The 11915-nt window shown below is 45.7% G+C and carries 11 protein-coding genes; 6 read left to right on the top strand and 5 right to left on the bottom strand.

Features of this window, described 5'->3' with window-relative positions; genetic code table 11:
* Positions 1–187: 187 nt before the first annotated feature.
* On the bottom strand, positions 188–748 hold the full coding sequence (locus tag AC6CIF_RS25275; RefSeq protein ID WP_498202001.1) for an NAD(P)H oxidoreductase: 561 nt from the start codon (positions 746–748) through the stop codon (positions 188–190).
* 189 nt (positions 749–937) lie between these two features.
* Between AC6CIF_RS25275 and AC6CIF_RS25280 the strand changes: the two genes are divergently transcribed.
* From AC6CIF_RS25280 to AC6CIF_RS25295, 4 genes are all read left to right on the top strand, one after another.
* A complete protein-coding gene (locus AC6CIF_RS25280) occupies positions 938–1315 on the top strand; it encodes a winged helix-turn-helix transcriptional regulator (protein WP_076214900.1) in 378 nt (125 codons plus the stop codon).
* 219 nt (positions 1316–1534) lie between these two features.
* Positions 1535–3370: an assimilatory sulfite reductase (NADPH) flavoprotein subunit gene (locus AC6CIF_RS25285; RefSeq protein ID WP_498202002.1), complete on the top strand. Its 1836-nt coding sequence runs from the start codon at positions 1535–1537 to the stop codon at positions 3368–3370.
* Positions 3371–3423: 53 nt separating this feature from the next.
* A complete protein-coding gene (cysI, locus tag AC6CIF_RS25290) occupies positions 3424–5145 on the top strand; it encodes an assimilatory sulfite reductase (NADPH) hemoprotein subunit (RefSeq protein ID WP_498202003.1) in 1722 nt (573 codons plus the stop codon).
* Positions 5146–5423: 278 nt separating this feature from the next.
* Positions 5424–6140 carry a YebC/PmpR family DNA-binding transcriptional regulator gene (locus tag AC6CIF_RS25295; RefSeq protein ID WP_074096883.1) on the top strand — a complete coding sequence of 239 codons (717 nt, stop codon included), beginning with the start codon at positions 5424–5426 and terminating at the stop codon, positions 6138–6140.
* 90 nt (positions 6141–6230) lie between these two features.
* Here the strand turns inward: AC6CIF_RS25295 and AC6CIF_RS25300 are convergent, their stop codons facing one another.
* The 4 genes from AC6CIF_RS25300 to AC6CIF_RS25315 all read right to left on the bottom strand — a co-directional run bounded on the left by AC6CIF_RS25300 (position 6231) and on the right by AC6CIF_RS25315 (position 9027).
* Positions 6231–6719 carry a DMT family transporter gene (locus AC6CIF_RS25300; protein ID WP_498202004.1) on the bottom strand — a complete coding sequence of 163 codons (489 nt, stop codon included), beginning with the start codon at positions 6717–6719 and terminating at the stop codon, positions 6231–6233.
* A gap of 14 nt (positions 6720–6733) precedes the next feature.
* On the bottom strand, positions 6734–7432 hold the full coding sequence (locus AC6CIF_RS25305; protein WP_498202006.1) for a Crp/Fnr family transcriptional regulator: 699 nt from the start codon (positions 7430–7432) through the stop codon (positions 6734–6736).
* A gap of 45 nt (positions 7433–7477) precedes the next feature.
* Complete coding sequence (locus tag AC6CIF_RS25310) at positions 7478–7903, bottom strand: DMT family transporter (RefSeq protein ID WP_036608521.1); 426 nt, start codon at positions 7901–7903, stop codon at positions 7478–7480.
* 326 nt (positions 7904–8229) lie between these two features.
* On the bottom strand, positions 8230–9027 hold the full coding sequence (locus AC6CIF_RS25315) for a Nif3-like dinuclear metal center hexameric protein (protein ID WP_498202007.1): 798 nt from the start codon (positions 9025–9027) through the stop codon (positions 8230–8232).
* Between the two features lie 347 nt (positions 9028–9374).
* Here AC6CIF_RS25315 and AC6CIF_RS25320 point away from each other — a divergent pair, with 347 nt between their 5' ends.
* Both AC6CIF_RS25320 and AC6CIF_RS25325 read left to right on the top strand, forming a co-directional pair.
* Positions 9375–9965, top strand: a complete 591-nt coding sequence (locus tag AC6CIF_RS25320) for a biliverdin-producing heme oxygenase (RefSeq protein WP_498202008.1) — start codon at positions 9375–9377, stop codon at positions 9963–9965.
* Between the two features lie 372 nt (positions 9966–10337).
* Positions 10338–11915 carry a TerB N-terminal domain-containing protein gene (locus tag AC6CIF_RS25325; protein ID WP_498202009.1) on the top strand — a complete coding sequence of 526 codons (1578 nt, stop codon included), beginning with the start codon at positions 10338–10340 and terminating at the stop codon, positions 11913–11915.

Below are 11915 nucleotides of genomic sequence, written 5' to 3' on the forward strand. Positions count from 1 at the left end.
ACACCAGAATCGTAGCGTGTGAAAAAAAAGGCTTACTTTGCCCTGGAGCCCAGGTTGGAGTAAGCCTTCTTAATTATATGCCAGCCATTGGCGAAAAGTAATTTACTCAACGAACACGTAGCTTCATGTCGTTTTACAGTTGTTATCCGTAATGTATACGAATGTTATGTGTAATGTCTGCGAATTGTTAATTGTAATGTTTGCCGATTTGATACGCTTGCTCCAACAAGCCTTCGATATGTTCTTTGGATTCTGAAATGGTTTCATAGAGGAATTCAACTCGGGATTCCTGCATTCTTGCATAACCCGCGATCCCATTATTCAGATAATTGGAAATCATGTTGTAATAGTCGTATTTATGGAATGAAGCCTCTGTCCCTCCGGCTAGTGCAATCCACAGTGCCTTTTTGGAGTTTGCCTTGTTCAGCAGCCCCATGTTCCATACCTTGTCCAGATAAGCTTTGAGCATGGAGGGAACGTTGTACCACCAAATCGGGAAAACAAATACAATGGCATCAGCCGCAAGCACACGATCCAGCTCTTTGCGAATCACGGGGGAATGCTGTTTATCGGGATTTTGCCAGTCTCGCTCATCTTCTACACGATATAGGGGATCGAATCCGTCATGATATAGATCGAGGATATCGATTTCATGGGAATTCTCCTGCATACCTTCTATAAAACGATTCATCACGGCAAATGTTAGGGAATCCTGTCTTGGGTGAGTAACGACCAGTTTAACTTTCATGTAGGAGTAACCATCCTTTTTTCTTTTTATTTTGGTTAAACATTCTGACCAATGTTATTATAAGTTTCATGACATCTTCTTGAGAAGTACGCACCTGAGAGTGCTGTAGATACTTTGGGGTTCTTCGGTTACTTTTAATAATGGATATACATATATGTGAATTATGGGGGAGTACAAGTGGAACAAGAAATGAAAAAATATGAGAGTGGCGTGCAGGCGATGCTGGAACTGGTCGGTGGAAAATGGAGGATTCTTATTCTGCATCAGCTGATATCAGGTAAAAAACGAACAAGCGAACTTCGCAGAGCCATTCCTGGCATTACCCAGAAGGTCTTAACCCAGCAGCTGCGTGAACTGGAAAAGAATGAAATCATCCATCGGATCATTCATCCCCAGATTCCGCCCAAGGTAGAGTATGAGCTGACAGAGTACGGCTTGACACTACAGGACATCATTGACCGCATATGTCTGTGGGGAGAAAATCATTTGGACAGAGTATACGGAGATAAAAGCAGAGTGCTGGGAAATCATTTTAGTGACTATATTCCACTTTCAACTTCAACTTAAGCTGGCCGCCAAATTTAAAAATAAACCAAAACCGTCCTTGATTTGAAAAGGAGGGTTTTTGTTGTTTTTTGTCCTTTATCAGCGAAACTGATAAATGCTATAAAATCATTGAAATTGACCCTCAACACCCGGTGTGTTAGGTTTTAGAGAGAAGAAATTAAATTAATGTGATGATTTTAGTCGGAATTAAAATCGAAGCAATGCGCGAGGTGGCAAACAGTGGAACTTCAAGTGACAAACAGCCCTTTTAATCAAGAACAAGTTGAACTGCTTAATCGTCTTATTCCTACATTGACCGATGGACAACGTACTTGGTTGAGCGGATATATTGCAGCAATTCAGACAAGCGCGACAATAACAGCTCCAGCTAACCTGGTACAGGCTGCACCAACTACAGGTATTGCACCTGTCAGTGCTCCGCCAGTATCCCGGGAAGTTACCGTGCTTTTTGGTTCACAAACCGGGAATTCCAGTGGCCTATCGAAGAAGCTGGCCAAGAAACTTGAAGAGCAAGGTCTTCAGGTCACGTTGTCATCGATGGGAGATTTCAAACCGAACGGACTTAAGAAAATTGAAAATCTCCTCATCATCGTCAGTACGCATGGCGAAGGCGAACCACCGGATAATGCGATTCCGCTGCATGAATTCCTGAACAGCAAACGGGCTCCGAAGCTTGAAGGACTTCGTTACTCGGTATTGGCTCTGGGAGATACCTCCTATGAGTTCTTTTGTCAGACAGGTAAGGACTTCGATAATCGGTTGCAGGAGTTGGGTGGTACAGCTCTTGTACCGCGTGTGGATTGTGATGTTGATTTTGATGAAGCAGCTGCGGAGTGGATGAATGAAGTACTGGCATCCTTAAGCAGTACATCTACTGGTGCGAGTACGGTAACCACTGAGGCTGTTACAGCTGCGGTGAGCGGCGGGGAGTCCGAATATGATCGCACGAACCCATTCAAAGCTGAAGTGTTGGAGAATCTCAATCTGAATGGCAGAGGATCGGACCGTGAAACACGCCATATTGAGTTGTCTTTGGAAGGTTCCAACCTGGATTATGAGCCGGGAGACAGCCTCGGGGTATTCCCTGAGAATCATCCGCGCCTTGTGGATGAATTGATTGCAGCCATGGGATGGAATGCCGATGAACGCGTGACCGTGAATAAAAACGGGGATCAGGCATCTGTGCATGAAGCGTTGCTGCGTTATTTTGAAATTACAGCTGTGACGAAACCGGTCGTGGAGCAACTTGCGAAACTGAATCCTGGGAGTGGCCTGACGGCGTTACTCGCAGATGATTCCGAATTCCGCACAGTCATGAATAGCTGTGATCTGCTGGATCTGGTTCAGGATTATAATCTGAAAGGGATTCCTGCCGGAGAATTTGTAGCTGCTCTTCGCAAAATTCCGGCACGTCTGTACTCCATAGCGAGTAGTTCGAAGTCTTTCCCGGATGAAGTTCATCTAACCGTTCGCTCGGTACGTTATGAAGCGCGTGGCAGAGAACGTTACGGTGTATGCTCGGTACATCTGGCTGAACGAATCGAAGCTGGCGACACCCTGCCTGTATATATACAGCATAACCCGAATTTCAAGCTGCCTGAGAACCCGGATACGCCGATTATTATGGTTGGGCCAGGTACAGGTGTAGCGCCGTTCAGATCTTTCCTTGGTGAGCGTGAAGAAACAGGAGCAGAGGGCAAGACATGGCTGTTCTACGGAGATCAGCATTTCGCCACGGACTTCTTGTACCAGACGGAGTGGCAGCGTTGGCTCAAAGATGGTGTGCTCACGAAGATGGATGTAGCCTTCTCACGTGATACGGAACAGAAAGTGTATGTACAACATCGCATGCTGGAACACAGCAAAGAACTGTACCAGTGGCTTCAGGAAGGTGCAAGCGTATATATCTGTGGTGACGAGAAAAAAATGGCACATGATGTGCATGCTGCGCTCACCACGATTCTTGAACAAGAAGGCGGTCTATCGCCTGAGCAGGCATCGGAATATCTGACACGGTTGCAGCAGGAGAAACGTTATCAGCGGGACGTCTATTAATCACCGGCCCAGCCGGATTGCACCATCCCGCAGAGACGAGAGGAGAAAGCAGCATGGTTTATAATAACTTACTTAACCCACAGCGCACGAATAGCGATGTGGAAGATATAAAGATCAAAAGTGATTACTTGCGTGGAAGTCTGACCGAAACGTTGGCTGATCGTATCACGGGGGCTATTCCAGAGGACGACAACCGTCTGATGAAACACCACGGCAGTTATATGCAGGACGATCGCGACCTGCGTAATGAGCGTCACAAATCCAAGCTGGAGCCTGCGTACCAATTCATGTTGCGTGTACGTGCTTCCGGTGGGGTTGTAACCCCGGAGCAGTGGTTGATGATGGATCGGGTAGCGCATAAATATGCGAATGAGACGATTCGTCTGACCACACGTCAGTCTTTCCAACTGCATGGTGTACTGAAGTGGGATCTTAAGAACACCATTCGCGAAGTGAACGATTCGTTGTTAAGCACACTGGCTGCATGTGGTGACGTAAACCGTAACGTGATGTGTAACCCAAATCCGAATCAATCTGATGTGCATGCTGAAGTGTATGAGTGGGCATGTCAGGTGAGCAATCATCTGGACCCTCGCACGCGGGCTTATCATGAGCTGTGGCTGGACGGAGAGAAAGTGATTGATTCCCAGGACTCCGACGAAGAAGTTGAACCAATCTATGGCAAAGTGTATTTGCCACGGAAGTTCAAGATCGGTATTGCTGTACCACCATCCAATGATGTGGACGTCTATTCACAAGATCTTGGCTTTATTGCTATTGTGGAGAACGGCAAGCTGCAAGGCTTCAACGTTTCTGTTGGTGGCGGCATGGGGATGTCTCATGGTGACGCCAAAACCTATCCTCAGGTGTCCAAAGTCATTGGGTTCTGTACGCCGGAGCAAATGATTGATGTGGCAGAGAAAACAGTTATGATTCAGCGTGATTATGGAGATCGTGCCGTTCGTAAACATGCTCGTTTCAAATATACGCTGGATGACCGTGGTGTGGAGTGGTTTGTCGAAGAGCTGACCAGCCGTCTGGGATGGAAGCTGGATGCGGCACGTCCGTATCATTTTGAGACTAACGGAGATCGATATGGTTGGGTAAAAGGCAATAATGGCAAATGGCACTACACGCTGTTCATTCAGAATGGTCGTGTAAAAGATGTAGACGGCTATCCGCTCATGACGGGTCTACGTGAAATTGCCAAAGTGCATACGGGTGATTTCCGACTGACTGCGAACCAGAATCTGATCATCGGTAATATTAGCAGCCAGAAAAAGAAAAAGATTGAAGCGTTGATTCAGCAGTATAACCTGACTGATGGTGCACATTATTCTGCGCTACGCAGAAGTTCCATGGCTTGTGTTGCGCTTCCAACTTGCGGTCTCGCGATGGCTGAGTCCGAACGTTACTTGCCGTCCCTGATCGACAAACTGGAGCCTGTACTCGACGAAGCGGGGCTGAGAGACGAAGAGATTGTCATTCGGATGACGGGCTGCCCGAACGGATGCGCAAGACCGATGCTGGCGGAGATTTCATTTATCGGTAAAGCACCAGGTAAATACAATATGTATCTCGGTGGCAGCTTCACCGGACATCGCTTGAATAAGCTGTACAAAGAAAACATTGGTGAAACCGAGATTCTGGACACGTTAACTCCGATGGTGAACCAGTATGCCAAAGAACGTAATGAAGGGGAACATTTCGGAGACTTTGTCATTCGTGCGGGTTATGTTCCTGAAGTGTTGGATGGTCGACAATTTCACGCTTAATTGACCGGGTAAGATAACTGAAATTAGGACTGATTTAGGGCGGAAGCATTCCTTTATGGGGTGCTTCTTGTCTGTTATATATGGAGTGAATAGAGGTAACGTTAGTTGCTGCTGAGAGATTTATGAGAGGATAAACTGAGGCTAATCTTCAAATGGAGATGAATAATCACCGCAGTTATTCCCATTATTTCGTGTGTATTAACTTGTTGAAGTACGCTCAACAAGATATAATGGCATAGTAGAAAGCAGATTACATGTTGAAAGTGAGCGGAAACGATATGGGTCGTAAGTGGAATAATATCAAGGAAAAGAAAGCTTCAAAAGATGCAAACACGAGCCGGGTCTACGCTAAATTCGGAGTTGAGATCTATGTAGCTGCCAAGAAGGGCGAACCGGACCCGGAAGCGAACCGTGCACTGAAAGTCGTGCTGGAACGTGCCAAAACGTATAATGTACCCAAAGCCATCATTGATCGTGCGATGGAAAAAGCAAAAGGCAGCGGGGATGAGAACTATGAAGAGTTGCGTTATGAAGGCTTCGGACCGAATGGTGCGATGGTCATCGTTGATGCACTCACTAACAATGTGAATCGTACAGCGCCGGAAGTGCGCTCTGCGTTTAACAAAAACGCTGGCAACATGGGTGTCAGTGGTTCTGTTGCTTACATGTTTGATCCAACAGCGGTTATCGGTATAGAAGGCAAAAACTCCGAGGAAGTACTGGAACTTTTGCTTGAAGCAGATGTGGATGTACGTGATATCGTGGACGAAGACGAAGCTGTAATTGTATATGCAGAACCGGATCAATTCCACGCTGTACAAGAAGCATTCAAAGCTGCTGGTATTACCGAGTTCACAGTAGCCGAGCTGACGATGCTTGCGCAAAACCATATTGAACTTCCAGAGGATGCACAAGCTCAGTTCGAGAAACTGATCGATGCGCTTGAAGACCTTGAAGATGTTCAGCAGGTGTACCATAACGTAGAGTTCGTTTAAGCGAACGAGACGATATGTAGTGGTATGATTGCATAAAAAGAGTGTCTGACCAATCTGTGGGATTGGACGGACACTCTTTTTTTTGTTCGTTTATGAGTCAGACTGAAGTTTTCCAGGGGACTGCTCTGATTTTTCAGATTTCCCCCCACCGAACTTGAACAACACAATTCCCCCCACGATAACAAGTACACCCAGCAGCTGATTCCACGAAAAAGGAATTTGCTCCAGACCGAGCCATCCCATGGAATCAAATAGTAGCGCAAAACTCAGTTGGGATGTTAGCACGATCGAGATGGCATATGTGGGACCAAGTAGCTTCATCCCTTGCACGAGACAGAAGACCACGCCAACGCCGATGGCTCCACTGAGCCAGTACCAGGGTTGCATATGCTGGAAGCTGAATGTATTTTTGCCCTCTACCAGCAGAGAGATGAGGAACGAAGCAATGAATCCGGTGAAAAGCACCATCGTTGTTGTGGACCATGAACCGGTGCGTTCATTGACTTTGCTATTAAAAATCGTTTGCAGACTGACAAGTGCACCTGCCAGTAATGCAAGCGAAATACCTGTGATTAACATGGTTGTCGAACTCCTTATTCATAAATGTTGTGACCTGTTATTTCACGTAGACCCGCCCGGTCCTTAATCATAATCAATCCTTGATGTCGCTCGATTAATCCGTCTGCACAGAGCTTCTGGATGACCCGGTTCAGGTGTCGGTAACTGGTGCCGATCAGATTCGCGATGTCGGTCAGATTGAACGCGTCCAACTCTTCGTGAACGACGTTACCCGCTTCTTCTGTTGAGATGGAGAGCAGGTAGCTGACTAGACGAACCTCAACGGGATACATCAGGTTGAAATTGGAAAAGTTCGAGTCAATGTAGAATTTGTGTGAGATGATTTTGAGCAAAAATTTAAGTAAAGGTGCATAATCGCTGGCAAGCTCAGCGAGCCATTGATAATGAATGCGAAGCATCACCACAGGTGACACGGCCTGAACCGTATTAACAATATCGCTTTCACGGACATACTCTATGTCACCGACCACTTCAAGCGGTGTTTTGAAGCAAAGCACCAGCGTTTTGTCCTGTGCGGAGGTGGTGAAAATCTTGATTTTACCCTCAACCAGTACGTACAAATATTCGGAAGCTTCCCCTTCACGACAGATCAGTTCACACTTCTCAAAGTGGCATAACGTCATATGTGTACGCAGGGGCTCGTGAAATACAGTTTCGAGTTGATATTGCTTCAGATATTGCATTAATTGTTGCTCGTTATGGATCTCTTGCACGCTGTGATTCACCCCCGACGATATGTTTCAAACCTTCTCCAAAAACTATAGTTTCATAATAATGACACCAGTCACCATTAAGGCAATGCCCAGAAATTGCGGCAGTTTCATCTTTTGTTTCACCACGCCGAACCATCCGTTACTATCCACCAGAAAAGTCAGGAACAGCTGAGCAATGAGCAGAGCCGAGATCGTGAAGGTAACCCCAATTTGCTGAATTGCTGTCACTTCGCTGAAAATAATGACGGCGCCAAAAGCACCTCCAGCCAAGTACATAGGTTTTACTTGTTTGAGTCCTTGAAGGTTGGTGTCTCTAACAAACATTAGGATCAGCGCCGCTAAGATGAATCCTGTCAGTTGTGTGATCGTAGCGGCCTGCCATGTGCCCATGTCGGTGCTAATCCGAGTATTGGCAACCCCTTGGAGCGTGATACACGCGCCGCCCAGTAATGCAAAAATAATTCCTCTCATATGTACGCTCCTTATTCAATCACTTCGACTTCTATTATTAAATGATAAATTAACTCTGAACGCCAAGGACAAATGTCCTGAGCTTTGAAGTCACAGCATTTAGAGTACAATAAAGAACTCGGAAAATCCAGATGGGGCATGAAGAGATGCGTGGCATATGTGCTCAGTACTCATTTTTCATCATAGCTAGCTATCCAAGAAATGTAAGGAGAGTCTGCCCAGCGTACCCCGGAGCATAGAAAGTATCCAAAGCTCCGGGGTAGGATAGGCAATGAGATTAGAAGGAATCAACTTGAGATCCTCTCCGTACAAATCCAATCGTATTATCAGATCACAGTGTACACAGGCTTCTCGCCTACAAAACGAACAGACAGTTCAGGAAAACGTTCTGCCAACCTGTCTGTCAATAGCTTCATTCCCGGAGCTTCGCTCTCGGCATGTCCCATCATGATCAGTGCCTGGGACTTGCCTTGTTGCACGGCATCACGGATATATTCTGGCGTCTCCCATTCAAACCCTTCCCCAGCAATGATGAGGTCCAATTGCTCGTTCTGAATCAAGGGAATCGTCACATGTCCATTACCACGAAAACCTACCAGTACCGCTGCGCGTCTACAGACTATTTCCGCGTTGCCTGCAACGCGTACATAATCGATGCCCAGGGAACTTTTCACATGGTGAGCAATAGCTTGGGCGGTGCTTCCTTCCGGAAAAGAAAGGACGTCTGCTTCCGGTAGTCGTTGCTCTACATAAGAGGACCACCCCAATGCCCGAATCAGTCCTTCAGTAATGCCATCCGGTTGGAAGCGGTGGATGATATCATGACATCGATAGATGGAAATGCCTGCTTCGTCGATCAACTTTCTTTTGTCCGCATAAACCGAATCATTTGCAAGCCAATCCGTATGACTGTGATGGTTATAAAATGGAGATTCATGCGCAATGATCAAGTTCGCACCTTGCTGTATGGCTTGTTCAATAACATAATGTGTGGGCATAAAAGCAATGATAATGCCTTTGACCTTACGATCAAGTGAGCCCGTAATGAGCTGATCTACCGTGTTTTCCGGCAATTGAATGTTATCTGTGAGATGAAGTACAACGTCTTGAACAGTAAGATCCATAGAATACATTCCTCCAATGACAGGATATAAAGTTAGTGTACCATGTTGACATTTGAAATCTACTGCCTTCCAGATTATAGGGGCGTTTTTATTGTTTTCGGTTAATACTTAAACATACAGATTACAGTCAGTTAAGATAACAACGGAGCAATGAATTGGGCTGTACACGGATGTTGGATTCATATAGTTTTCTCAAACAAGAATAAGTATACTTACATAGAGCCTTTGCTTGTAATAAATGGAGCTGAGTGCAAGGAAAGCAGTTTCCATTTCAATATACTGAGAATCAGTTGGGGACAAGCGTTCATTTGCAACAATAGAACAGATTGTGAAAGGGGATAACTACGATGACAGCAACAACTATTATGGAACGTCTGAAGAGCGAGACAGCTCATTATCACAGACAAGTAGAACAGAACCCTTATGCAAAAGCCATTATGAATCAAACTGTGACTACAGAAGAATATAGAAAATATTTAGAGAAATTTTATGGATTCCTGAAACCGCTGGAAGATCAGGCTGTACAACAGCCTTTCTGGGGAAGTACGGGATTGGATATCGAGATTAGAGGCAAGGCTGGACTGTTGGAAAAAGATTTACGAAATCTGGGTGCCGGTGAAGAAGAGATCACTCAACTTCCGCTGTGTGAAGAACTGCCGGATATTTCAACACCTGCGCGTTTGTTCGGATATCTGTATGTAATTGAGGGGTCCACGAACGGTGGACAGATCATGACCAAACGTTTGTCGCAGTTCCTGCCCATTGAGGCCGATCGTGGTTTGGAATATTTCAATGCTTACGGCTCAGAAACAAGAACAAGATGGAGCGAGTTTACGGGTTTGCTGCAGCAGTCCATCAGTACTCCAGAAGATCATGACAACATGGTACACAGTGCATCAGAGACATTCCGACTACTGGATCAATGGATTAATACGTAGGGCGGACTTTTTTCATATTTAAAAGGTATCTATATAAGTTGAAATAATACATTTACACCTAACGGAGAGGACAGAAAAAAGCTGGAAAAGCGAAGCGTTCGCATTTATAACCGGATTTTTCCCTTTAGAAAAGGGAATCGGTAAAATCTGGGGATAACAGCGATTGGAAGGTTATTCTGTCATCGTAGTGCAATGTGAAAATCATTATTTCAACTTATATAACATCATGATGAGAAGAGGGCAGAAATGCCTTCTTTTTTGTGTCCAGGAATGTCTAAATTTCGTCACCGCAGACACAGGACAAGTGATATAATGATCCCTATGGATACACTTGTTCGTATTCTGTCTTGGAGGAGGGTGAGATAACGTTCTATGAAAGACAACTCAAGACAATTGGAATTTATGGAGATAGATCTGAGTGAAGAACCTGAAACAGCAGCAGTGCCAGTTCCTGATCGTTCAACCATTGTGCAGTCTGCACATGATACGATGCAGCATCGTGGAGGCATATTGTCCTCAGAGAAACGTTTTGTAGAGGAAGCAAAGCAGTGGGCAGAGATGGAGGGGGATGTATCCCCGTGGGTTCCCTTTATGAGTTACTGGCCAACGTATGGCGTGATGAATGAAGCCCAGCGCAAGTGGTATTTGTTTTGGAGGAAGGAAGTACGTCAGGGGAGATACCCGGATACCGATCTGTCCTATCTATTTGTTCATATCTACGAGTTAATTAACGGCATTGGCTGGCAGAATCCTCAGGATGGTTATGATCAATTGAAGCAGCTATGGGTGAACTACCGTGAACGGCTGCCCCAATTAAATATATATATGCAAGAGTGGATGGTCGATTATGTGCTGGTCCATCAGATGGAAATGTCCTTATCCGAGGTCATGGGCCTTTCGGGCGGATACCTGCCAGCAGAGATGCTGGATAGGGAGCTGCAACGCATTTTACAGGATAATGTATCGGATATATCGCTGAATATGCTGCAAAGATACTATGATTACGATATTACGCTCAGTAAATTCTACAGAGATGGCGGCAAAGAAGTGATGGAGCAGTACATCCCGCGGGCCATGGCCTTGGTTGATTCGTACCTGGAACGTACGCGACAAGTTGGACTGTTGCCTGAGTGTGATCATAACGATGAACGCACGATGGAGCGCATTCTGTTTCGCAAAGCAGTCTATGATGATTCGATCTATGGAAGATCGGTATCGTTCAGATATATGCCCATAGGTGAACAGGCTGAATTTGTGCAGATGGTTACGCGGATCTATCGATGTACTGAAAATAAACTTCGTGAACTGCTCGGATTCAGAGGCCGATTGCGAGGACAGACTCTTGAACCCGAACTTGCAAATCTGATTGAGCGATACCTGGACAAAACATATGCGATCGAGCATGCGGAGTCTGTGGAACAACCGATGATTCGGATTGACACAGAGAAATTGGCATCGTTACAGCAGGAAAGTGAGTACGTGCGATTGGCGCTTACAATTGAGGATGATCACCCTTCTGAAGTGAAGGATGAAGAGGTTAACAACGCAAATGTTACAAGTAATCCATTCGATGCGCTAGAAGTAAGGGACGAGATCACTCCAACTGAAGGTTCCATGGAGTCGGAGCTATCGGCAGAAGAGATTGCAACAGGAGCGCAAGTAGAATCTATTAGGTTGCAGTGGGACGAGTCTACTGAGGCTGATCTGGATGAAGAATGGCTGCTCTTTGCCAAGGAACTCTCCCCTCAGCAGGTGCAAACGATTCATGTTCTACTTGGCGCAAGTCCAGATACGGAGCTGATGCGTCTGGCTGAGCAATATGGAACGATGCCTACGCTTCTGCTGGATGAAATTAATGATGTGGCTATGGAAACGATCGGTGATCTTCTGATTGATGGGGACCGGATTGTTCCTGATTATATAGATGTGTTCGAACATGTGAAGAGGTGA

This window comes from Paenibacillus sp. GQ49 (genome assembly GCF_059759055.1).

Excerpts from the sequence above, each read along its gene's own strand:
- AC6CIF_RS25315 (WP_498202007.1), bottom strand. The coding sequence starts at position 9,027 with ATGGATCTTACTGTTCAAGACGTTGTACTTCATCTCACAGATAACATT.
- AC6CIF_RS25300 (WP_498202004.1), bottom strand. The coding sequence starts at position 6,719 with ATGTTAATCACAGGTATTTCGCTTGCATTACTGGCAGGTGCACTTGTC.
- cysI (WP_498202003.1), top strand. The coding sequence starts at position 3,424 with ATGGTTTATAATAACTTACTTAACCCACAGCGCACGAATAGCGATGTG.
- AC6CIF_RS25275 (WP_498202001.1), bottom strand. The coding sequence starts at position 748 with ATGAAAGTTAAACTGGTCGTTACTCACCCAAGACAGGATTCCCTAACA.
- AC6CIF_RS25325 (WP_498202009.1), top strand. The coding sequence starts at position 10,338 with ATGAAAGACAACTCAAGACAATTGGAATTTATGGAGATAGATCTGAGT.
- AC6CIF_RS25295 (WP_074096883.1), top strand. The coding sequence starts at position 5,424 with ATGGGTCGTAAGTGGAATAATATCAAGGAAAAGAAAGCTTCAAAAGAT.
- AC6CIF_RS25310 (WP_036608521.1), bottom strand. The coding sequence starts at position 7,903 with ATGAGAGGAATTATTTTTGCATTACTGGGCGGCGCGTGTATCACGCTC.
- AC6CIF_RS25280 (WP_076214900.1), top strand. The coding sequence starts at position 938 with ATGAAAAAATATGAGAGTGGCGTGCAGGCGATGCTGGAACTGGTCGGT.
- AC6CIF_RS25320 (WP_498202008.1), top strand. The coding sequence starts at position 9,375 with ATGACAGCAACAACTATTATGGAACGTCTGAAGAGCGAGACAGCTCAT.